The sequence below is a fragment of the Chitinophaga sp. CB10 genome, assembly GCA_001870995.2.
Lineage (GTDB): Bacteria > Bacteroidota > Bacteroidia > Chitinophagales > Chitinophagaceae > Chitinophaga.
In genome coordinates this window covers 12,421-33,092 of record MLAV02000028.1, presented here as the reverse complement: position 1 = coordinate 33,092, position 20,672 = coordinate 12,421, and the positions used below count along the sequence as shown (strand labels likewise).

Below are 20,672 nucleotides of genomic sequence, written 5' to 3'. Positions count from 1 at the left end.
CTACCAAATAAGTTTGGGGGATTAGCTCAGCTGGCTAGAGCACCTGCCTTGCACGCAGGGGGTCAACGGTTCGAATCCGTTATCCTCCACTTAAAAGTTCTTTGACATATTGGAGAATTCAAAAGTTGTGTACTTAAGTAGTAATACTTAAATACAAAATATTTAAAGCGAATAAGGGCGCATGGTGGATGCCTAGGATCTAAGAGGCGACGAAGGACGTGGTAAGCTGCGATAAGCTACGGGGAGATGCAAACGATCGTTACATCCGTAGATTTCCGAATGGGACAACCCGGTACACTGAAGGTGTATCACCCGAAAGGGAGCCAACGCAGGGAACTGAAACATCTAAGTACCTGCAGGAAAAGAAAATAATAATGATTCCCCCAGTAGTGGCGAGCGAACAGGGAAGAGCCCAAACCGGGTCGAAGCAATTCTACCCGGGGTTGTAGGACTACTTTTAGAAAGTCAGATCAAACTGAATCATCTGGAAAGATGAGCCGTAGCAGGTGATAGCCCTGTAGGTGCAAATTCTGACGGACGTGTAGTATCCTGAGTAGCGCGGGACCAGAGGAATCCTGTGTGAAACTGTCAGTACCATCTGATAAGGCTAAATACTCCTTAGATACCGATAGTGAACCAGTACCGTAAGGGAAAGGTGAAAAGTACTCCGAACAGGAGAGTGAAATAGTTCCTGAAACCGTGCGCTTACAAGCGGTCGGAGCTCGCAAGAGTGACGGCGTGCCTTTTGCATAATGAGCCTACGAGTTACTCCTTACTGGCGAGGTTAAGGTCTTCAGTACCGGAGCCGCAGCGAAAGCAAGTTCTAACAGAGCGATTTAGTCAGTAGGGGTAGACGCGAAACTTTGTGATCTATCCATGGGCAGGATGAAGGTTAGGTAAAACTAACTGGAGGTCCGAACTCATTAGCGTTGAAAAGCTATGGGATGACCTGTGGATAGGGGTGAAAGGCCAATCAAACTGAGAGATAGCTCGTTCTCCCCGAAATGTTTTTAGGAACAGCCTCGGATTTAAGACGTGTTATAGAGGTAGAGCTACTAATTGGGCTAGGGGGCTTCACCGCCTACCAAACCCTAATAAACTCCGAATGCTATAACATAATCTCCGGGAGTGAGGCTGTGGGCGCTAAGGTCCATGGCCGAGAGGGAAATAACCCAGACTAACAGCTAAGGTCCCTAATCGTATGTTAAGTTAATCAAACGCGGTTCAAATCCTAAAACAGCCAGGATGTTGGCTTGGAAGCAGCCATTCATTTAAAGAGTGCGTAACAGCTCACTGGTCGAGGGTTTGGGCACGGAAAATAATCGGGTATCAAACATACAACCGAAGCTTTAGGCCTAGCAGTAATGCTAGACGGTAGGGGAGCATTCCAAACTGCATCGAAGGTGTGTCGCGAGGCATGCTGGAGCGTTTGGAAAAGAAAATGTAGGCATAAGTAACGATAAATAAGATGAAAAATCTTATCGCCGTAAGACTAAGGGTTCCTGATCAACGCTAATCGGATCAGGGTTAGTCGGGTCCTTAGGCAAAGCCGAAAGGCGTAGCTGATGGCAAAATGGTGAATATTCCATTACCTGCTATAAATTCGATGGAGTAACGGAGTAGTGAAAGGACTGCGCACTTACGGAATAGTGCGTTAAAGGGTGTAGTTATAGGTTTTATAGGTAAATCCGTAAGACCTGATGAACCTGATAGTACAGCAAAGCTTCGGCAGCGCTGATAATGTCCCTAATCAGACTTCCAAGAAAAACTTCTAAGGTTCGTTTATAGCAGCCCGTACCGTAAACCGACACAGGTAGTCGAGGAGAATATCCTAAGGCGCTCGAGTGATCCGTGGTAAAGGAACTAGGCAAATTGACGCTGTAACTTCGGGATAAGGCGTACCGCAGCGATGCGGTCTCAGTAAAATGGTCCAACCAACTGTTTAACAAAAACACAGGGCCCTGCAAAATCGAAAGATGACGTATAGAGCCTGATACCTGCCCGGTGCTGGAAGGTTAAGGAAGGGTGTTCGGGGTAACCCAAAGCTCCTGACTGAAGCCCCAGTAAACGGCGGCCGTAACTATAACGGTCCTAAGGTAGCGAAATTCCTTGTCGGGTAAGTTCCGACCTGCACGAATGGTCTAATGAGTTGGACACTGTCTCTACCACGAGCTCGGTGAAATTGTAGTATCGGTGAAGATGCCGGTTAATCGCAACGGGACGGAAAGACCCCGTGAACCTTCACTACAACTTAACATTGATTTTGAATGCCAGATGTGTAGGATAGTTGGGAGACTATGAAGCAGCTTCGCCAGGAGTTGTGGAGTCATCGTTGAAATACCAACCTTCTGTTATTTAGAGTCTAACCCGGCAACGGGGACATTGTTTGGTGGGTAGTTTGACTGGGGTGGTCGCCTCCTAAAAGGTAACGGAGGCTCGCAAAGGTACCCTCAGTACGGTTGGTAATCGTACGTAGAGCGCATTAGTATAAGGGTGCTTGACTGTGAGGCAAACAAGCCGAGCAGGTGCGAAAGCAGGCTAAAGTGATCCGGTGGTTCTGTATGGAAGGGCCATCGCTCAAAGGATAAAAGGTACTCCGGGGATAACAGGCTGATCTCACCCAAGAGCTCATATCGACGGTGAGGTTTGGCACCTCGATGTCGGTTCGTCACATCCTGGGGCTGGAGAAGGTCCCAAGGGTTCGGCTGTTCGCCGATTAAAGTGGCACGTGAACTGGGTTCAGAACGTCGCAAGACAGTTCGGTCCCTATCTGTTGTGATCGTTAGTAAATTGAGGAGACATGACCTTAGTACGAGAGGACCGGGTCGTACGTACCGCTGGTGTATCTGTTGTGCCGCCAGGTGCAGTGCAGAGTAGCTATGTACGGACAGGATAAACGCTGAAAGCATCTAAGCGTGAAACCTGCTTCAAGATGAGTTTACTTTTAAGGGCCGTCGGAGACTACGACGTTGATAGGTTACAGGTGTAAGGGTGGTAACATCGAAGCCGAGTAATACTAATTGCCCGTAAGCTTTAACTTTATTTATTACTTATGTTGTCGTAAGAACAACAAACTTAGTGTACAACTTTCTCCGATATGTTATCTTATTGTTTGCTGTAACAGCAAAAAGATCTTATGGTGGTTTTGCCAAGGGTGTTCACCTCTTCCCATTCCGAACAGAGAAGTTAAGCCCCTTATGGCCGATGGTACTGCACCACAATGCGGGAGAGTAGGTAGCTGCCATATTTATTTTAAAAGCCTTAGTGATTATTTCACTAAGGCTTTTTTATTTTCCGAAGGTCCTGGGGTCTGATGCCGATTCAGCACAGGTGCAGGTAACGAGTTACGCGTCGGCCGTAGCGATGCGTGGGCAGCCGTGCCCCGCGCCCATACTCCTCCCGATACCTGGTTAACCGCAGCCATAAATCTTTCCCCCCCCCCTAAAAAAAATATATTAACTGTAACGGGTAAACGAAGTAACGTAGACGTATATACGCACAAAAAAACAGGCGCTGTAGCAACGCCTGTCCTTTATGAAAAATCAAACAATTAACGCTTAAAGGAATCGTACCATTTGGCGATATTGATAGAGGCGCCGAGGTTGAGATTCACCGGTTGGAAATAATCGTTGAAATGCGTGCCCGGAGCTGCGTTCATGCAAGCTGCCGCGGATAATTGCATCTGGAACTTCACATATTTATAGCCCACGCGGAATGTGATGGCCGGCTCATAGAAGAAACGGGGCTTGCTGCCAATCTGATAGAAAGCGCCGCTATGCGTGCTATCCGCGCCACGGGCCAGATTGCCGGCTGTTAAGCCATAGAAATTCACTACAGAGAAACGGGTACTGAAAATTGCTTCCACTACCGGATGCACAATGCCGAAGCTGGGCTGGATAAAGCCTTTTGCAAACCTGGAGCGTAACTTATAATCCTCCGTGTTCGTGGGATTGCTGGCGTCGTAGTACGACTTGTCCAGCGTATTGAAGCCACCGGTACCGAGCCCGCCGTAGACGTCAAACACAGCGCGGTTTTTGGAGCCGAAAGCTTTGAAATAGCCCAGGCCTCCTTCAAAGGCGCCGCCATGCACATTGCGGTCGAACACATTATCCTCGTCACCTTCGCTGCCGTAGAAGGCATTGCGGTACACGAACTGGCCGCTGGCCATGATGGCAATGTTATCCGATACGGCGAATGCTGCCTGTGCGTTGTTAGGGCCCACATTTCCCTTGAATTCATACTTCTCTTTAAGGGCCGGGGCATTGATCGCCTGTGGCACATACACGGTTGTATGGCAGGCTGTTGCAAACAGTGCAGTCGTTACAGCCAGCAATTTTAGTAACCTCATAAAGTTGCAGGATTGGTTTAATAAAACGGTTGATAATAATTATAGGTTGATAGCTGTTAAACGGTTGATAAATGCATTCGTTACATGATAAGATGGCGGAGCTACGACGTACTGGATTCCCGCTGGATCAGTTCAACGGGGAATACATAATTCTTCGGCACTTTGATTCCTTCGTCCTGGTTGATCAACTGGATGATGGTGCTGGCTGCCTTCTGGCCCATATTGTATCCCGACTGCTCAATGGTGCTGAGTGAAGGAGAGATGATGCGGGAAGAAAGGTCGTTTGAATACCCTACTACTTTTATCTGGCCGGGCACCTGGATGCCCTGTTTTTTAGCTTCCTGGATGAATGCCACTGCAGAGGAATCGTTCGCGGTGAAGAGTCCGTCCGGCAGTACTGACTTGGAAAATATTTCCTGGGCCGCATTGGCGGCGGATTGCATGGTAAGGTCATGCACGTAGACCATGCTTTCGTCAAAAGGAATATCGTAGGCGGCGAGTGCGGCTTTATATCCTGCAAGGCGCTGCTGGTAAAGATTACAAGTTAGGATTCCTGAGAAATGCGCGATGCGTTTGCATCCCTGGCGAATCAGGTGTTCCGTGGCGAGGTAGCCGCCCTGGTAATCGTCTCCCGTAATCGTATAGCCGTTGAAGTCAGATGGCACGCGGTCATAAAATACGATCGGGATATTGTTTTTCACAAAAGGATTAAAGTGATCCGTGTTGGTCGTAAACATGGAAGATACGGCCAGGAGCCCATCGACACGCAGCGAATAGAAGGTATGCACCAATTCTTTTTCCATGGCGACCGTTTCATCCGACTGGCCAATCATGATAGAGAACCCGTATTTATGCGCTTCGTGCTGAATGCCGCTGATGGCGGTACTCTGGAAGTACATGGAAGTACGGGGTACGATCAGGCCGATGATATTGGAGCGCTTTTTACGTAAGCTGGAAGCGATCCAATTGGGTACATAACCCATTTCGGTAGCCATTTCCTGCACTTTCAGCCTGGTTTCCTCGTTGATCAGCGGGTTGTTTTGCAACGCGCGGGAAACGGTAGATGCAGAAAGGCCCAGTTTCTGGGCGATGTCGTATATGGTAACTTTATTAGTGCGATCTTTCACTTTTGAGGCTTGGTAGTTTAAAATTCGCGCTATATTAAGCAATTATCCTTAAATAAAAAGCCTCTCCTGTGTGGGAGAGGCTTTTCGCGTATTTAACCGTCAGTTAATTACTTATTATCGAGTGTTTTAGAGATAGACGCGATCAGGTCCTGGTAGTGGCCGCGGGTGGTCGCATCGCCGGCGGCTGCAGCGGTGCGGAGCTCTGTTCTCAGCGAGGTGAGCGCAGCGCGGGCAACTGAAGTAGCGTCGGACAGGCGTACGTTACCGGCCGGCGCGCCAGGGCCCTGAGAAGGCGCCGGTGTGAGTAAAGCGCTCAGCTTTTCCACATAGAGGCGCTGCAGGTTTCTCTTATAGATATCCACGTTCTGATGGGTGGCCAGTTCGGAGAAGATGGTTTTCTTCACGTCGTTGACCATTTCAGCAGGCAGGTAGGCGTTGGCGCCGAGGGAGGCTTCACCGCCCAGCATACTGCCGAAGATGTTAGGGGAGAAGAGGCGGGTCAGCACCTGGTTTTGCACGCCAGAAATAACGGAAGCGCCGTCATCGCCGGTTTTGCTGAAAATTTCCTGGCTGAACAGCCATTTAGGCGTGGTAAAGAGCTGCTGGTTCAGGAAGGTAATAGCTTCTTTCTGAGTGGCTTTGCTAACGAATTCCACTACCGGACCGGCCTGTTCCACCGTTTTCGGCGTGGTGTAGATACCGCCTACATTTTTGGCAACGTGGCCCATGTAGCGGGTGTATTGGCCTACCAGTTCCTTATAGATGGTTTTCAGGTCGCTATAGTCCTCGTTGGCGGTCCTGGTCCAGGCGATCATATTCGGCATGATGCGTTGCAGGTTTTTGATACCGTACATGCTGGCTTTCATGGCGTTGTCGCCCAGGTCTTCGTTCTGGCAGCGAGGATCGAACGGATCGGATTCGGTACCGAACCAGAATTTCTTATCCTTGAGTTTTTCGATGGTGATTTTATTGAGGGCAGCTTTTTCTGCTTCCGGAGAGTTGAATTCAGGACGCAGGCGGTAGCCCCATTCGATGGCCCATTTATCGTAGTAGTTAATGCGCGGGTAGAGGTCAGCCCCGGTGATACCATCCCCTGGCTGCGCTACGTAGTTAAAGCGGGCGTAGTCCATGATGGAGGCGGCGTGTCCGTTTTGTTTCACCCATTCCTTATCGCGCAGTTTTTCAACAGGATAAGTGGAGCTGGAGCCGAAGTTGTGGCGCAGCCCGAGGGTATGGCCCACTTCGTGGGAGGATACGAAGCGGATGAGTTCACCCATGAGTTCATCGCTGAACTGCATGTTGCGGGCGCGGGGATCGTTCGGGGAAGCCTGGATGAAGTACCAGTTACGGAGCAGTTGCATGACGTTGTGGTACCAGTTGATATGGCTTTCCAGGATCTCGCCGGTGCGCGGGTCATGGATATGCGGACCGCTGGCGTTAGGGATGGTGGAAGGTTTATAAACGATGGCGGAGAAGCGGGCGTCATCGATGGACCAGGTGGAGTCCTCTTCTTTGGTAGGCGCCATTTTAGCCATGATAGCGTTTTTGAAGCCGGCTGCTTCGAAGGCTGCCTGCCAGTCGTTCACACCCTGGATGAGGTATTTACGCCATTTTGCCGGGGTGGCGGGGTCTATATAAAACACGATTGGTTTCTGTGGTTCCACGAGTTCGCCGCGTTTATATTTCTCCATGTCTTCCGGTTTAGGTTCGAGCCTCCAGCGGGTGATCATGGTGATTTTTTTCACGCCTTGCGGGTCTGCGTCGAAGTCGGTAGTGCTGGTAGTGAAATAGCCTACGCGCGGATCGAAGTAGCGCGGCTGCATTGGCACTTTAGGCAGCAGTACGAAGGAGCTGTTGAGTTCTACGGTAGCGTTGCCTCCTGGCACCGGGGGCATGCCCGGGTAAGGGGAGGAAGGCGCTTTAGCGTAGGTTTTAACGGTTCTGATCTCCGTGTTCATCGGGAAGGATTTGACATCCACGACGTATGACTTATCGGGCTGATAACCTGCGAGTTTGAGGTTGGACTTCATGCCCTGGTCGAAGAAGAGGATATCGTTATCGCCGTTGATGTATTCGGTGAGGTCGATTATGCAACCTTTATTATTCCTGGAGAATGCCTTAATGTCGAATGCGGCTACAATTGGTTGGAGGTTGGAGCCCATTACGGACGAGAACATAGGTTGGGTAGAATCTTTGGACGTCTCGGAGTAGGAGATGTTTTTGAGGAAGATTCTGTTATTGGGACCTTTTTCGAAGCGGACTACGTTTTCGTTGATGAGGTCCCCACCGAAACCGGACATACCGGCGCGGAGTCCGGCTGCGGATTTGGAGAGGCGGTTTACGACGAGGATATCGCGGCCGATGATGGAGTCGGCGATTTCGAAGAAGTACCTGTCTTCGTGTTTATAGATGTTGATGAGTCCGGAGTCGGCTTTGGCCTGTGCGTTGATCACTTCGGCGAAAGGTTTAGGGCCGGGTTTGGGACCGGGTTTCATCATTGGGCCGTTAGGTTTGGCGGTGGTATCCTTCGCCATGGCGGCTGCGTTGGCGGCAGGGGTAGGAGCGGACTTCTTTTTCTGGGCGTCAGCCGGCGAGGCTACGGCGCCGAGGGCGATTGCTCCGGCCAGTGCCAACACTAGTTTGTGTTGAGAAGATTTGTTCATTTATCAGTTGGTTTTTAGAAAAGTGATCACTTTTTTGAAAAGTGATGTGCAAGTAAGTATATAAAGTCTTAACTTAATAGGAAATTCCACGAGCGCTAAAAAAGGAGATAAGAATGGGAAAAAATGGAGGTTGGGAGATTTTTTGCGTTAGGACATTAGTTGCGGAGGCAACTTTTTTTATGTAATCAAAAATAATTATAGTATATTTTATACTAATATGGTGATTTCACGTTAGGGTGCAGGTTTGACCGCGGTGGTGTTGCATTTGGGCGGACGCAGCTTATAAATATTGGAATATTGTCATTGAAATGGAGAAGATTACTGCTCAAAGTGAGTACTGGCGCGGGAAGGAATAAAAAACTATTCTTGCAAGATTATTGTTGGAACATTTGAAAATTTTCTTAAATTGTGCGTCCAACTTTGAAAAAAATCAATCTATTTCAAGTTTAGGGACAGTGACGGTCAGGGGGTCTGGCTACGTAAAATATTGGTTTATTTGCTGATTATAAGTGTTTGCTCAAATTCATGAAAGGGATAGAATGTACGCTGGGCGTGCGTTTTAGTGCTGTTGTTAATTTTTGTGGGATTTTTTGAGCTGCACTTGTTTTTTTGAGTCAACCTTATAACTTTGCGAATCACTGAATAAAGATTAAATTGAGTGCTATTAAGCATTACAGACTAAAACAGTAATTCATAACTTCTAACAAACAATAGTTTAATTTTTAACACTAAAATTTCAATCAACATGGCTGAGACTAAAACAACTGTGACTGCAGCTACTGCTAAGGCGTCTTCCCATCAACCTAAAAAGTCATCCAACTTATTTGCAATGTTGGCTGTACCTATCTGCCTGGTAATTGGTTTTGTTATTTATTTCTTTGTACTGGGTAACCCGGCTAACTTCGAGGGTAACAATCCAGAAGGCCATCCGATTGCAGAAGGTATTGGTAAATGGTTTGGCACCGTGTACAAAGGCGGTTATGTAGTACCAATTCTGATTTCTGTGCTGCTGATCTGTCTGACTTTCGTAATTGAGCGTTTCCTGTATCTGTCAAAAGCTAAAGGTAAATTCTCCGGTTCTGAGCTGGTACGTAAAGTACAGTACCACCTGGCTAACAAAAATGTAGACGCTGCGCTGGCTGAGTGCGACAAACAGAAAGGTTCTGTAGGTAACGTACTGAAAGCAGGTCTGAAAAAATACAAAGAAATGATCAGCAACACTGAGCTGGATACAGAGCAGAAGATTCTGACCATCAAAAACGAAATTGAAGAAACAACTGCGCTGGAACTGCCAATGATGGAGAAAAACCTGGTGTTCCTGTCTACTATTGCATCAGTAGCAACCCTCCTGGGTCTGTTCGGTACAGTATTGGGTATGATCAAGGCGTTCTCCGCGATGTCAAACGCAGGCGCTCCTGATTCTTCTCAGCTGGCGTTAGGTATCTCCGAGGCGTTGATCAACACCGCTCTGGGTATCGGTACTTCCGCTATTGCGATCATCATGTACAACGTCTTCACTACCAACATCGATAGCATCACTTACGCTATTGACGAGTCTGGCTTTACTTTAACTCAAAGCTTTGCTGCTAACCACAAATAATCTTCCCGATTATTTTATGGAATTTCAGCGGTTTTGAATCTTATTAAAGTAAACCATAAAAAAAGTAAAGATGCCTAAAGTTAAAATGCCAAGGAAAAGCACGCTGGTCGATATGACGGCAATGTGTGACGTGGCTTTTCTGCTCTTAACTTTCTTTATGCTGGCGACTAAGTTCAAACCGGACGAGCCGGTAACGGTAGTTACTCCGTCATCTATCAACACCACCCTTTTGCCTGATTCTGATGTACTGTTGTTTACAGTAGACAAGGATGGCAGAGTGTTCTTTAGCATGGACGGCCAGCCTAAAAGAAGAAAACTGATCGAGGATCTGAACACTCAGTTTAAACTGGGTCTGAACGATAAGGAAATGCAGAATTTTGTGCTGGGCGCCAGCGTTGGTACGCCTCTCAAAAATCTGAAGCAGTATCTTTCAGAAACACCTGAGCAACGTAAACATTCCAACCTGGATACAGGTATTCCTACTGACTCAGCTAATAACGAGTTAGGAACATGGATCGAGTACGGTATGTCTGCCCAAGGCGGTAACTTCAACAAACTGAAGTACTGTATTAAAGCTGATAACGCCACTCCGTATCCAAAGATCAAGGAGATCCTGGATACCTTCAAAAAGAAGCATATCCAGAAACTGAACCTGGTTACCAACCTGGAAGCGCCTCCTCCCGGCACAGCAGCTTACGAGGAAATGCAATCCGGTGGTAAAAAAGAGTAATCGGGAGCAGTTTACAAAGTAAATGGCAGCAGGCGACCGCCGGACGGCGCTACTCCCTGACCTGGGAGGCTGCTGATTTAAGAACCAAAAAAGCTTACTACTATGGCAGAAATGGATACCAGTAGTGGTGGTGGAAAAGGCAAGAAACACGGTGGTACGAAATCCAAGAAACATTCTACCCGTGTGGATATGACACCGATGGTGGATTTGGGATTTCTCCTGATTACCTTTTTCATGTTGACAACTACTATGGCCAAGCCCAAGACAATGGACTTGATCATGCCAAAAGATACTGAGAATGAGAAAGAGCAGAACAAGGTAAAAGAAAGTACTGCTTTGACTATCCTTCTCGGCAAAAACAACAGAGTATATTATTACGAAGGTTTAGCACAAGATCCTAATGCTTCTGCAAATCCTGATTTCTTTCACTCAACAACCTTTGCCAACAAAGGTGGAATCAGAGATGAGATCATTAAGAAAAGAGATGAAGTTGCTAGGTCGAGGAATGCAAAAGGAGAACCAGAAGACGTGGTAGTGATTATAAAGGCAGACGATGATGCCACTTATAAGAACTTCGTGGATATCCTGGACGAAATGGCTATCAACCGTATTCAGCGTTATGCGACAGTTGATATCTCCGATCAGGACAAACAATGGATTAAGCAGACAGAAACTGCTAACGGCGTGCAATAATCGTCTTTATGGAATAATTTAATTTTTTGCATCCATCATAAAACATTAACAATGGATTCTGCTAAAGTCTTAAAGTCCGATTTTCTTGACATCCTGTTTGACGGCAGGAATAAGGAATATGGGGCTTACGAACTGAGAAGGCAATATAACAAGCGTGTGAGGAATGCCCTCGTAGGTACCTCCAGCCTGTTCATCCTGCTTCTTGGTGGCTACCTGGTTTCAAACTGGGTAAAGGCTTCTGAGGACGAAGGGCCTAAGAAGCCAGTAATTAAGGAAATTAAGATGGAAGATGTGAAGATTCCGGAAGATCCGAAAACTCCACCTCCTCCGCCTCCTCCTCCGGCGCCGCCACCACCGGTTAAGCCGTCAGTACAGTTTACTCCTCCTGTAATTAAAAAAGATGCTGAGGTACCACCTGATGAGGAACCACCAAAGCATGAGGATATTAAAGACAAATCCATCAGCACCAAAACTGTGGAAGGTGACCCGAACGGTATCGATGCGGGCCTGCTGGAAGACAGTAAAGGTACAGGTGTGGTAGAAGCGCCTCCTGCTCCTGCGAAAGAAGAGATCTTCACTTTCGTAGAACAGCCACCAACCTTCCCGGGCGGTGAAGAAGCGCTGAACAAATACCTGAATAAGAACATCCGTTACCCACGCGTTGCGCAGGAAAACGGTATCTCCGGTACTGTATTCGTACAGTTCGTGGTAGACTCTGATGGTAATATCAAAGATGTTAAAACAGTAGGCGCTGCAAAAGGCGGCGGTCTGGAAGAAGAAGCGATTCGCGTGGTAAAATCCATGCCTAAATGGAAGCCTGGTAAGCAAAACGGCCGCCAGGTATCCGTTCAGTTCAACCTTCCTATCCGCTTTACACTGCAAGAGTAGTACTGTCAGGATACTTGATAAAGAAGATCCCCGTTCTCACCAGAGGACGGGGATTTTTGCATTATGCACTTATTAGTACCTTTGCATCTTCATAACTAATAACGGTACGTATGCTGGGGAAACTTTCGGGATTTGATGATACTATTGTAGCTGTAGCCACCGCGCCTGGCCTGGGCGCCATTGCGGTGATCCGCCTCAGCGGCAGCAAAGCTTTTGATATTACCAACGGGCTTTTTAAGGGCAAGAACCTGCTGCTGCAACCCAGTCATACCATTCATTTCGGGAGCATTGTATCCGAAGGTACCGTTATCGATGAAGTGGTAGTGAGCCTGTACAAAGGCCCCCGCTCCTATACCGGGGAAGATGTTATCGAAATCTCCTGCCATGGCTCCCCGTATATCCAGCAACAGATCATAGACGCCTGCACCAAAGCCGGCGCCAGGCTCGCCAAACCCGGTGAGTTTACCCAACGGGCCTTCCTCAACGGCAAACTGGACCTGACTCAGGCGGAATCCGTTGCGGACCTGATTGCCAGTAACTCCGCCGCCTCCCACCAGACGGCTATGCAGCAGATGCGGGGCGGGTTCTCCAAAGAATTGCATCACCTGCGCGATCAGCTGATCACCTTTTCAGCGCTGATAGAGCTGGAACTGGACTTTAGCCAGGAAGATGTGGAGTTTGCTGACCGGACGCGCCTGTATGAACTGATTTCTTCCGCTACAACCACCATTCGCCACCTGATCGATTCCTTCCGTATGGGGAATGTGATCAAAAACGGCGTAAATACCGCTATTGTGGGAAAACCGAACGCCGGTAAGTCAACCCTCCTTAACACCCTTTTGAACGAAAACAGGGCCATTGTAAGCGATATAGCGGGTACTACACGCGATACCATCGAGGAGGTATTGAACATAGAAGGCATCCTGTTCCGCCTGATCGATACCGCCGGCATCCGGGAAAGCGATGATACCATCGAAAGCATCGGGGTACAGAAGACGATGGAAAAAATCAAAGAAGCCGGTGTGGTGGTGTACCTGTTTGACGCTAACGAAATGAGCGTGGCAGCGCTGCAGCAACAGGTGGCTGATTTTGAAGCAGATAAAGTGAACTTCCTGCTGGTAGGGAATAAAACTGACATTGCGGGAGAGCCCGCTATTCGTGCGAAATTCTCCGAAATTCCGGGTATTTTGTTCATTTCTGCAAAAAACCATGACCATGTGGAGGATTTGAAAGCGGCGTTGGTGAGTAAAGTAATGTCCGGAGATATTAATACGGAGGATACCATTGTGACCAATGCCAGGCATCATTCGGCCCTGCAGGAAGTGCTTAAATCGTTGTTTGATGTAAAGGGAGGAATGGATAACGGTTTGCCGGGGGATTTACTGGCGCTGGATATCAGGCGGGCGCTGCACTTTTTGGGTGAGATTACCGGGGAGGTGACAAATGAGGATAGGCTGGATTATATATTTAGTAAGTTTTGTATCGGAAAGTAACCACTACAAAACAACCAAACACCAAACCGATAAGAAACCAACGTAAAGCCCTGTAAATAAGGGCTTTTTTAATGCTTACAAATATAGGTTTCTTTTGTGTTATTACTTGTTTGTTTATGGAATATTTGTACCTTTACTGTACCTTAATGCAGTTGAGGTACAAAAAACGGGGTTAAACCCTTTTTATTTTGCACTTAATTGCACTTAAAGCAACGTAAAGACACTAAAGGATATTAAATGAGTTCAAAAATTGAGGTACAAAGAATTTGCCAGCATTGCGGTAATGAGTTCACGGCACGAACCACAGTAACCCGTTTCTGTTCCCACAGGTGCGCAAGTGCAGCACACAAACAAAAGGTAAGGGCTGGTAAGGTTGAACAAAGCAATAAGCAAACCCAGCAAATAAAAACCCAACCTATTGAGGAACTGAAAGCCAAAGAGTTTTTAACTGTTCGTGAAGTTGCCCGTTTGCTTAACTGTTCAGTACGTTCAGCATATTACTACATTGAGAGCGGAACTATTAAAGCCGTGAATTTGGGGCAAAGGATTACAAGGGTTAAGCGTTCCGAAATTGATAAACTGTTTGAGCAGCCCCAGCCCGTAACACCTCAACCCGAACAAAAGCAATTTGATATTTCCGACTGTTACAACCTTACCGAAGTACAGGACAAATACGGAATTTCAGAAACAGCCTTACAAAACCTTATCAAACGAAACAGCATACCCAAAATAAAAAAGGGCTGGTTTGCATACGTTCCGAAAACGGTAATTGATAAACTATTGAGCTGAACACCAAAGCATAAAAGACAATGGCAATAAAAGTTAAGTTAAGAGAAAAGGCAATTTCAGGGAACAGGAAAAGCCTGTATTTAGATTTTTACCCAGCTATACCACACCCCGAAACAGGCGAACCAACCCGAAGGGAATTTTTGGGGCTGTACCTTTTTGATAAGGCAAAGAACCCTATTGACAAACAGCATAACAAAGAAACTTTACAACTTGCCGAACAGATAAGGCAGAAACGAGAAAACCATTTGAACAAGCCCGAAATTTACACGGGGTACGAACTGGAACAGAAACGTATTAAGGAACTGGGCGAACAGAATTTTGTTGCCTATTTCAAAACCCTTGCCGACAAACGCAAAGCCAGTAACCACGATAACTGGGTTTCAGCTTACAATTACCTTGAAACATTCACAAAGGGAAATTTGAAGTTTGCCGACCTCAACGAAAAGTTTTGTAATGAGTTCAAAGAGTATTTACTCACTACTAAAAGCAATAAGAGCAGTAAAACAACCCTTGCCCAAAATTCAGCCGTTTCCTATTTCAATAAACTGAAAGCAACCCTGAAACAAGCCTATAAAGACGGGTATTTAACCACCGATCTGAACGCAAAAATTGAGGTAATAAAACAGGCAGAAACCCGAAGGAATTTTTTAACCATTGAGGAACTGAACAGCCTTGTAAAAACGGAATGTAATAACCCTTTATTGAAACGTGCAGCCCTGTTTTCAGCCCTCACAGGGTTGAGGTTTTCGGATATTAAAAACCTTGTTTGGGACGAAATACACCACAGCGTTGAAAACGGTTATTCAATACAGTTCACCCAGCAAAAAACAAAGGGGGTTGAGGTATTACCAATTTCCGAACAGGCTTACAGCTTACTGGGTGAACGCAAAGAACCCACCGACAAAGTATTTGAGGGGCTTACTTATTCAGCATACGAAAACAAACACCTGTACCAATGGATTGGAGCAGCAGGAATAACAAAGGATATAACCTTTCATTGTTTCCGCCACACCTTCGCCACCTTGCAACTATCAAAGGGAACGGATATTTACACCGTTTCCAAAATGCTGGGACACCGTGAACTGAAAACCACACAGATTTACGCAAAGATTATAGACCAAACCAAACGTGAAGCAGCCGACAAAATACAATTAGATTTTTAACCGATTAAGCATTAAAGACAAATGATAAAAAGACATACTACATTTTACGTTAAGGATATTTCACCCGTTGAGTTTTGCGGTAAAACCGTAATGTATCAAATGAATTTGAACGGGGCGTTTGAATTACCTTTTGAAATAGAACCGACCAAAGGCGAACACGATTTTACAACGTGCAAAGGTTGCCAAAAAACACTTGCTGAATTAACGAAAAGACTTACTGAAAAGTTTGAGGGCAACCAACAAAAAAAAGGTTTCCCGTTTTGCTGTTCTTATCATTCAAACCTTGTAAAAGTAAAAGAGTTTAACAGGGCTTTATTCGCAAATGTTCCTGTAATGGTTGCAAAGAAAATCATTTACACAAACCAGCATATTATCAATAACCACAGTACCGAAAACTGGTACAAGGTTATTACTGATTACATTGAATGGGCGGTTGAAAGTTTCGGACAAATGCCGAATGATTGCGGTGAACGCCTTTACTTATCGGATTACTTTTTTTACGTTACTGATTTACTCAAACGTAATGAGGAAATAAAAGCTGAAAAGAAAACTCGGTTACTTGAATTTTTAAACACCTACCAAACCCCGAATGAAAGCCCCAAAACCGATTTCAATATACTGTTAAGCACTTACCAAAAATGGCTTAAAGAATTTCCCTTTGAGTTAAACAGCTATTTCGGAAACCTGAAACAGCACTTTGAGAAGCAGTTACCAATATTGAACGGCAAGCCCGAAGCAAATATTTATTCAGGACTTGCAAAAGCAAAGATGCACACCAAAAGCAGTTTGATTGAAGCATTGATAAATTTAACGAACAACCTATTAACGCAGATAAACGGGGTTACTCTTTACGAAAAGGGTTTGATAACCGATGCAAATAAAATCAAACTGGAACTGGTAATAAACAGCCGTAAACTGAAATTGAAACAAGGGTATAAAAATAGTTCACCGAATGAGGAACAACGGTACAGGAAAATATTAAAGGAATGGTTTAATGATGAAAAAAAGTTTATTGATGAAATTACCCCTTTACTGAAAGCCTTACCACCTCAACAAGCTGAAACGAAAACGGACAAACTTAAAGCTGAACTGGGTAAATACGGTTTCTTTGAATTGCCGAAGGTTAAGCAACTTTCAGAACCAAACAAACAAAGACTTATTGAATTGATAAGTACAAATGACTTGCCGTATAGTATTGCAATGGTTGAATATTTAGGGTTTATAAAGCATTTAAAAGCGGAACACTTTACAACCGATTACAAGCTATTCAAAGCAGTTGCAAATTGGTTTGAAGTTGCTGAAAGAGCAGTAAAAGGGAATATCTATGTACTCAATGAATTTTCTAAAGAGAATAGAACACGTTACACAGCCGACCAACAAAAGCAAACAGTACAAAAGAACTATGAAGCATTGAAATAGGGCGTACACCCATATTGTTGCCCCTAAAAGCCCCTTATACCATTGCACTATCAAATATAAAAAGATAGTCAAATGGAAAATTTAACAGAGGGTTTAACCCTTGAAACACTACCAAAAGCCTTTACATACCTTACCAATGAAGTAAGCGAAATAAAAAGGCTGTTACTTGAAAAGAGTAACGAACAACCAACCGAAACCGACCGTTGGTTTGACCTCAACGAACTTTGTATTTACCACCCCGACAAACCCAGTAAGCCCACAGTTTACGGCTGGGTAAACGCTGGTACTATTCCCGTACACAAAGGCGGTAAAAAGTTGAGGTTTCTAAAATCGGAAATTGATAACTGGTTAAGGCAAGGCAGAAAAAAGACGTTGGCAGAAACAGCCAGCGAAGCCGAAACCTATCTAAAGAAAAAAGGGGGTAACAATGGTTAAGACATTGAACACCCCCAGTAATTCTTTGCATAAAAGACAGGGCAAAGATAAACATTTTGAGGTGCAAATGAAACGGGTATTTGCAGCGTTCAAACGCAAGCCCTCAACTATGTTAATGGTTTCCATTGAAACAGGAATTTTAAGGGCAAACATTTGCCGTTACGTTGCTAAATGGCAAAAGCAAGGCAGCATACACCAGTTGAAACAGGGGCTTTGTAAAGTATCAAAACACCGTGCTGGGTATTACACCACCAACACGAATTTATTTACTCAACCCTTAAAACTGTTTTGATATGGAACTGAAAACAAACTTTGAATTTGATAAATACGGTATCGGGGTTGAGGATATTAAAACCGAAGCGGAACAGCTTTTAAAGCAAGGTAACGAAGCCAAAGAAAGTAAAGGGCTGTTCACAGTAAAAACAGCCAGCCGTTGGATTGAACAGGCGAAAACCCGGCCTATTCCGAAAATGCTTTTTAGTGAATTTTGGTTTGAGGGTGAACTATGTATTTTGTTTGCCGACACCAATTTAGGTAAGTCAATTTTAGCCGTGCAAATTGGTAACAGCATAAGCAGGGGCGAACAGATACGGGGCTTTAAGTTGGAAACACCAAAGCAACCGATTTTGTATTTTGATTTTGAGTTAAGCGACAAACAATTTGAAAACCGATATTCAATAAAGTTTGAGCAGCATTACAGCTTTGATAACAACTTTATACGGGTTGAAATAAACCCCGATGCCACCATACCCGAAAACCAAACCTTTGAGGATTACCTCAACCATTCATTGGAACGAAGTATTACTGAAACAGGGGCAAAGGTTTTAATCATTGATAACCTTACTTACCTCAAAAATGAAACTGAAAAGGCTAAAGATGCTTTGCCCTTAATGAAGCATTTGAAAGCGTTAAAAAACAAATACGGACTTTCAATTTTAGCACTTGCACACACACCAAAAAGGGACTTATCAAAACCAATTACCCGAAATGATTTGCAAGGCAGTAAGATGCTGATAAACTTTTGTGATAGTTCCTTCTCAATCGGTGAAAGCCACAGCGACAAAAATTTACGCTACCTGAAACAGATTAAGCAACGGAACACCGAACAGATTTACGATGCCGAAAATGTTTGCATTTGTCAAATTGATAAGCCTTTTAACTTTTTGCAGTTTGAGTTTGTCAATTTCGGAACGGAACGGGAACACCTGAAACAGCACACCGAAAAGGACAAAGAAAACCTGAACGAAAAGGTAAACGAACTAAAGCAGCAAGGGCGAAGCCTTCGGGAAATAGGGGCTGAACTGGGTATTTCTCACATGAAAGTAAGCAGAATTTTAAAGGATTGTAACATGCTGTAACAGGTGTAACACCTGTAACACCTGTTACACCTGTTACACCTGTTACAGCTAAAAGGTTAAAAATGAGTGAACACCGATACATATTAGAACCATACAAGGGAATGAATACCCGTTACCGTTGCCCCAGTTGCCAGCAAAGGGATAAAACCTTTTCGCTTTACATTGACACGGAAACAGGCGAACACATACACCCCACCGTTGGCAGGTGCAACCGTGAAAGTAATTGCGGACACCATTACACCCCGAAACAGTATTTTCAGGATAACAATATTTCATTTGATACACCCCAGCCCAAAGCATACAAGCCCCGACCTGTTACACCTCAACCAAAGCCCGTTTCATTCATTCCCGTTGAGGTATTTAAAGCCAGCCTGAAAGCACACGAAACGAACCACTTTGTACAGTTCCTTATTAACCTGTTCGGGGTTGAGGTTGCCAGCCAACTGGTAAGCCGTTATTTCATTGCCACCTCAAAACATTGGAACGGTGCAACGGTATTTTGGCAAATAGATACACAGGGCAAAGTAAGAACGGGTAAAATAATGCTTTACAACCCCACCACAGGCAAAAGAGTAAAAGAACCATTCAACCATATTAACTGGGTACATAAAGCCCTTAAACAGCCTGAATTTGAGTTAAGGCAATGTTTGTTTGGTGAACACTTACTAATTGATAAAACAAAACCCCTTGCCATAGTTGAAAGCGAAAAAACGGCTGTAATTGCCAGCGTTTATTTGCCCCAGTTTATTTGGGTTGCCGTTGGCAGCCTTACCAACCTGAACGCTGAAAAGTGCAGCATACTAAAGGGGCGAACTGTTACACTATTTCCCGACCTCAACGGGTTTGACAAATGGAGCAGCAAGGCAAAAGAACTTTCACACCTTGCCACGTTCACCGTTTCCGATTTACTGGAACGCAAAGCCACCGAAGCAGAAAGGAAACAAGGGTTTGACCTTGCAGACTATTTAATAAAATACGATTACAAAGCCTTTGCCCTACCTGAACCCGAAGCCACCGAACCACCCCCAGCCGTTCAGCCGTTGGTTGAGGTGAAACCATTGGAGCAGCCCGAACCTGTTTACTATTTCAGCAAGCCCGAACAACCAAAGCCCGAAAGCTGGGAGCAGGATATTAACGAACTTGAAAACTACTTTGCAGGAATTGCACTACCAACCCAACCCGTAAAACTGAACAAGTGCAGCACAATAACCAACTGTTCCCTATTCATTGAAAGCCACTTTGCAACCGTGAAAGCGAACAACGGCAAACGAACCTTTTTGCCCTACCTGAACCGATTACAGGAATTGAAACAAGTATTAACCACAAATTTGAATTGATATGAAAACAAAAGAAATTGAAAGCCTTGAAAGCTACTTTAAGACAGAAAACGAACATTGGAACGGGTATGCCTTTGAAATGCTTTGCGAAGTATTGAAGCAGGGCAACTTTGAAAACCCTGAAACACCCTTACAGTTATTTGATAAGGCAGTAAACATTTTCACCGAACAGCACGAAACCCCGTTAAAAGCAGTTCAGGAATTTGCAACCGTTACCGAAAAAGCGAACCTGAATACAGCCCAAAGGCTATTTGTTTACGAATGGGTTTACAAGTATGTAAGGTTTACAGAATTTGAGGAAATAGACTTAACCGAAATAAAGGACTTACTAAAGAGCCAAACCGAAAGGCTGAAAAATGATAAACCACAGGTTGAGTATAACAAGCCTTTGACTGGAAACATACGGGACACCCTCAAAGAGTTAATGCAAAAGGAACTTGAACAGCTACCCGACACCCTCAAAGAACTTGAACCCGTGCAACGGCTGAACATACTTTGCAAACTTATTCCCTATGTATTGCCAAAGGTTGAAAGCGTTACCCATAAGCTGGGCGAACCCGAAAGCGAACCTGAAAACAACGGGTTTAAATGGTAAGTTCTTTACTGATTTAGGTTTCAATTTCTCAAAA

Annotated in this window: 16 protein-coding genes, 1 tRNA gene and 2 rRNA genes; 16 read left to right on the top strand and 3 right to left on the bottom strand. The window is 45.1% G+C overall.

Annotation, left to right across the window (positions count from 1 at the left end; genetic code table 11):
* Nucleotides 1–15: 15 nt before the first annotated feature.
* The 3 genes from BOC67_RS24980 to rrf all read left to right on the top strand — a co-directional run bounded on the left by BOC67_RS24980 (nucleotide 16) and on the right by rrf (nucleotide 3,247).
* Nucleotides 16–89 (top strand) — tRNA-Ala (locus BOC67_RS24980).
* A gap of 72 nt (nucleotides 90–161) precedes the next feature.
* Nucleotides 162–3,040: ribosomal RNA gene (locus BOC67_RS24975) — 23S ribosomal RNA — on the top strand.
* Nucleotides 3,041–3,135: 95 nt separating this feature from the next.
* A 5S ribosomal RNA gene (gene rrf, locus BOC67_RS24970) occupies nucleotides 3,136–3,247 on the top strand.
* Between the two features lie 303 nt (nucleotides 3,248–3,550).
* Here the strand turns inward: rrf and BOC67_RS24965 are convergent.
* From BOC67_RS24965 to BOC67_RS24955, 3 genes are all read right to left on the bottom strand, one after another.
* Nucleotides 3,551–4,348 (bottom strand): hypothetical protein, encoded by a 798-nt coding sequence (locus BOC67_RS24965; RefSeq protein WP_291914916.1) that lies wholly within the window; start codon nucleotides 4,346–4,348, stop codon nucleotides 3,551–3,553.
* Nucleotides 4,349–4,449: 101 nt separating this feature from the next.
* Nucleotides 4,450–5,475, bottom strand: coding sequence for a LacI family DNA-binding transcriptional regulator (locus BOC67_RS24960; RefSeq protein ID WP_291914914.1), 1,026 nt, complete (start codon nucleotides 5,473–5,475; stop codon nucleotides 4,450–4,452).
* Nucleotides 5,476–5,582: 107 nt separating this feature from the next.
* On the bottom strand, nucleotides 5,583–8,138 hold the full coding sequence (locus BOC67_RS24955) for a zinc-dependent metalloprotease (RefSeq protein ID WP_291914912.1): 2,556 nt from the start codon (nucleotides 8,136–8,138) through the stop codon (nucleotides 5,583–5,585).
* Between the two features lie 829 nt (nucleotides 8,139–8,967).
* Between BOC67_RS24955 and BOC67_RS24950 the strand changes: the two genes are divergently transcribed.
* The 13 genes from BOC67_RS24950 to BOC67_RS24890 all read left to right on the top strand — a co-directional run bounded on the left by BOC67_RS24950 (nucleotide 8,968) and on the right by BOC67_RS24890 (nucleotide 20,638).
* The gene (locus BOC67_RS24950) at nucleotides 8,968–9,738 is read left to right on the top strand and encodes a MotA/TolQ/ExbB proton channel family protein (protein ID WP_291914910.1); all 771 of its coding nucleotides are present in this window, start codon (nucleotides 8,968–8,970) and stop codon (nucleotides 9,736–9,738) included.
* A 70-nt stretch (nucleotides 9,739–9,808) separates the two neighbouring features.
* A complete protein-coding gene (locus tag BOC67_RS24945; protein ID WP_291914909.1) occupies nucleotides 9,809–10,468 on the top strand; it encodes a biopolymer transporter ExbD in 660 nt (219 codons plus the stop codon).
* 102 nt (nucleotides 10,469–10,570) lie between these two features.
* On the top strand, nucleotides 10,571–11,161 hold the full coding sequence (locus tag BOC67_RS24940; RefSeq protein ID WP_291914907.1) for a biopolymer transporter ExbD: 591 nt from the start codon (nucleotides 10,571–10,573) through the stop codon (nucleotides 11,159–11,161).
* Nucleotides 11,162–11,212: 51 nt separating this feature from the next.
* Nucleotides 11,213–12,049 carry an energy transducer TonB gene (locus BOC67_RS24935; RefSeq protein ID WP_291914905.1) on the top strand — a complete coding sequence of 279 codons (837 nt, stop codon included), beginning with the start codon at nucleotides 11,213–11,215 and terminating at the stop codon, nucleotides 12,047–12,049.
* Between the two features lie 110 nt (nucleotides 12,050–12,159).
* Nucleotides 12,160–13,542, top strand: coding sequence for a tRNA uridine-5-carboxymethylaminomethyl(34) synthesis GTPase MnmE (gene mnmE / locus BOC67_RS24930; protein WP_291914903.1), 1,383 nt, complete (start codon nucleotides 12,160–12,162; stop codon nucleotides 13,540–13,542).
* Between the two features lie 237 nt (nucleotides 13,543–13,779).
* On the top strand, nucleotides 13,780–14,331 hold the full coding sequence (locus BOC67_RS24925) for a helix-turn-helix domain-containing protein (protein WP_291914901.1): 552 nt from the start codon (nucleotides 13,780–13,782) through the stop codon (nucleotides 14,329–14,331).
* 20 nt (nucleotides 14,332–14,351) lie between these two features.
* Complete coding sequence (locus BOC67_RS24920; RefSeq protein ID WP_291914900.1) at nucleotides 14,352–15,494, top strand: site-specific integrase; 1,143 nt, start codon at nucleotides 14,352–14,354, stop codon at nucleotides 15,492–15,494.
* 21 nt (nucleotides 15,495–15,515) lie between these two features.
* The gene (locus tag BOC67_RS24915) at nucleotides 15,516–16,913 is read left to right on the top strand and encodes a hypothetical protein (RefSeq protein ID WP_291914898.1); all 1,398 of its coding nucleotides are present in this window, start codon (nucleotides 15,516–15,518) and stop codon (nucleotides 16,911–16,913) included.
* Nucleotides 16,914–16,985: 72 nt separating this feature from the next.
* The gene (locus tag BOC67_RS24910; RefSeq protein WP_291914896.1) at nucleotides 16,986–17,348 is read left to right on the top strand and encodes a helix-turn-helix domain-containing protein; all 363 of its coding nucleotides are present in this window, start codon (nucleotides 16,986–16,988) and stop codon (nucleotides 17,346–17,348) included.
* Entirely contained in the window at nucleotides 17,341–17,640 is a 300-nt protein-coding gene (locus BOC67_RS24905) for a hypothetical protein (RefSeq protein ID WP_291914894.1), read from the top strand. Before BOC67_RS24910 ends, BOC67_RS24905 begins: the two co-directional genes overlap by 8 nt.
* Nucleotide 17,641: 1 nt before the next feature.
* On the top strand, nucleotides 17,642–18,706 hold the full coding sequence (locus BOC67_RS24900) for an AAA family ATPase (protein WP_291914892.1): 1,065 nt from the start codon (nucleotides 17,642–17,644) through the stop codon (nucleotides 18,704–18,706).
* A 62-nt stretch (nucleotides 18,707–18,768) separates the two neighbouring features.
* Nucleotides 18,769–20,043: a DUF6371 domain-containing protein gene (locus tag BOC67_RS24895; protein ID WP_291914890.1), complete on the top strand. Its 1,275-nt coding sequence runs from the start codon at nucleotides 18,769–18,771 to the stop codon at nucleotides 20,041–20,043.
* Between the two features lies 1 nt (nucleotide 20,044).
* Nucleotides 20,045–20,638, top strand: coding sequence for a hypothetical protein (locus BOC67_RS24890; RefSeq protein ID WP_291914888.1), 594 nt, complete (start codon nucleotides 20,045–20,047; stop codon nucleotides 20,636–20,638).
* Nucleotides 20,639–20,672: the final 34 nt, after the last annotated feature.

Bases quoted from the DNA above. Each gene is read 5' to 3' on its own strand.
- BOC67_RS24915 (WP_291914898.1), top strand. From the start codon at position 15,516: ATGATAAAAAGACATACTACATTTTACGTTAAGGATATTTCACCCGTT.
- BOC67_RS24965 (WP_291914916.1), bottom strand. From the start codon at position 4,348: ATGAGGTTACTAAAATTGCTGGCTGTAACGACTGCACTGTTTGCAACA.
- BOC67_RS24905 (WP_291914894.1), top strand. From the start codon at position 17,341: ATGGTTAAGACATTGAACACCCCCAGTAATTCTTTGCATAAAAGACAG.
- BOC67_RS24945 (WP_291914909.1), top strand. From the start codon at position 9,809: ATGCCTAAAGTTAAAATGCCAAGGAAAAGCACGCTGGTCGATATGACG.
- BOC67_RS24910 (WP_291914896.1), top strand. From the start codon at position 16,986: ATGGAAAATTTAACAGAGGGTTTAACCCTTGAAACACTACCAAAAGCC.
- mnmE (WP_291914903.1), top strand. From the start codon at position 12,160: ATGCTGGGGAAACTTTCGGGATTTGATGATACTATTGTAGCTGTAGCC.
- BOC67_RS24900 (WP_291914892.1), top strand. From the start codon at position 17,642: ATGGAACTGAAAACAAACTTTGAATTTGATAAATACGGTATCGGGGTT.
- BOC67_RS24920 (WP_291914900.1), top strand. From the start codon at position 14,352: ATGGCAATAAAAGTTAAGTTAAGAGAAAAGGCAATTTCAGGGAACAGG.
- BOC67_RS24950 (WP_291914910.1), top strand. From the start codon at position 8,968: ATGTTGGCTGTACCTATCTGCCTGGTAATTGGTTTTGTTATTTATTTC.
- BOC67_RS24925 (WP_291914901.1), top strand. From the start codon at position 13,780: ATGAGTTCAAAAATTGAGGTACAAAGAATTTGCCAGCATTGCGGTAAT.
- BOC67_RS24940 (WP_291914907.1), top strand. From the start codon at position 10,571: ATGGCAGAAATGGATACCAGTAGTGGTGGTGGAAAAGGCAAGAAACAC.
- BOC67_RS24895 (WP_291914890.1), top strand. From the start codon at position 18,769: ATGAGTGAACACCGATACATATTAGAACCATACAAGGGAATGAATACC.
- BOC67_RS24955 (WP_291914912.1), bottom strand. From the start codon at position 8,138: ATGAACAAATCTTCTCAACACAAACTAGTGTTGGCACTGGCCGGAGCA.
- BOC67_RS24890 (WP_291914888.1), top strand. From the start codon at position 20,045: ATGAAAACAAAAGAAATTGAAAGCCTTGAAAGCTACTTTAAGACAGAA.
- BOC67_RS24935 (WP_291914905.1), top strand. From the start codon at position 11,213: ATGGATTCTGCTAAAGTCTTAAAGTCCGATTTTCTTGACATCCTGTTT.